This is a genomic window from Bradyrhizobium sp. LeoA1Lang, from assembly GCF_055413685.1.
On record NZ_JBVAPG010000393.1, the window covers coordinates 1 to 1460 of the forward strand.

Annotated in this window: 1 pseudogene; it reads left to right on the top strand. The window is 64.9% G+C overall.

The annotated features are described in order from the left end of the window. Positions 1–198: 198 nt before the first annotated feature. Positions 199–1337 (top strand): annotated as a pseudogene (locus ACZYOF_RS43705) (IS1182 family transposase); the annotation flags it as partial. Positions 1338–1460 lie beyond the last annotated feature (123 nt).

Below are 1460 nucleotides of genomic sequence, written 5' to 3' on the forward strand. Positions count from 1 at the left end.
TCGTGCCACAATGGCCGGCGGTGGGCGTGCTCTTGGTCGATGCTTGCATCAGACTCTCCGATGGTTCGAGTGTGGAAACCCAAACCTACCGGAAAGGGCGCGCTCACCGCCCCATGGAATCTACGAGGCTGTGAATCTTTCTTATGGCAGAGCGCAAAGTGGCTGTGATTCTCTGCGGTGATGGATTCGCAGGAGGGCATGATGGTTGGTGGCGGACTATTTGGAGATCTGCCGGAACGAGCGGAGCCACGGGCCGAAGCAGTGCGGCGCGGAGCGCCGCGGCTGCGCGAGCCGATGCGCGACCAGGTCGAACTGCGCGCGGTCGATATCGACAGCCTGATCGGGCAGGATCATCCGGCGCGGGTGATCTGGGCCTATGTCGAAGGGCTCGAGCTGAGCGAGCTGGAGGATCGGGTCAAGGCGCGGGAGAACAGGCCCGGCCATCCGGCGCCTTCGCCGCGGCTGCTGCTGGCACTTTGGCTGTACGCCACGAGCGACGGCGTTGGCAGCGCGCGGGCGTTGGACCGGCTCTGCGACAGCCATGACGTCTATCGCTGGCTCTGTTGCGGGGTGTCGCTGAACTATCACACGCTGTCGGACTTCCGGGTCGGTTGTGCCGATCTGCTCGACCGCTTGCTGAGCGAACATCTGGCGGCGCTGAGCAAGGCGGGGCTGGTCGATCTGGAGAAGTTGGCCCAGGACGGGGTGCGGATCCGGGCCCATGCGGGGACCGGATCGTTCCGGCGAGAGGCGACGCTGGACCGGCAGATGGCGCAGGCTAAGGCCGTGGTGGAAGAACTCAAGCGCGAGGTCGATGCGGATCCGGAAGCCAGCAACCGGCGCATCCGGGCCGCCAGGGAGCGCGCGGCGCGCGACCGCAGTGAGCGGGTGCAAGCGGCGCAAACGGCGCTGGCCGAGCTCAAGCGCAAGCGAAAGCAGCTCGACGACAAGGGCGGCAATGGCAAGCAGCCGAAGGAGCCGCGGGCCTCCACCACGGACCCGCAGGCGCGGGTGATGAAGATGGCGGATGCCGGCTTCCGCCCGGCCTACAATGTGCAGGTGGCCAGCGCGGCGGGACAACCGATCGTGGTCGCGGTCGATGTCGACAACAACGGATCAGATCGCGGCCTGATGCGGCCGATGCTGGAACGAACGCGCGCCCGGCTGAAGCGCTTTCCCCGCCGCCATCTCGTCGATGGCGGGTTCTGCAGCGCAGAGGACATCGAGTGGGCGCATGGCCAGGGCATCAGGTCTATTGTCCACCGACCAAATCCAGGAGCGGCGTCGATCCTTTCTTGCCGCGGAGCAGCGATGGCCCGGGGGTATTGGCCTGGCGGAGGGTGTCAGAAAGAATGTGTAAGCAGGTTTCTGTGAGTTTACCTTACCGAGGAGACTCACATGACGACCGACACGACGATTACACCTGAACTGCTGGATCAACTGCTTGCTAACTATGAGAA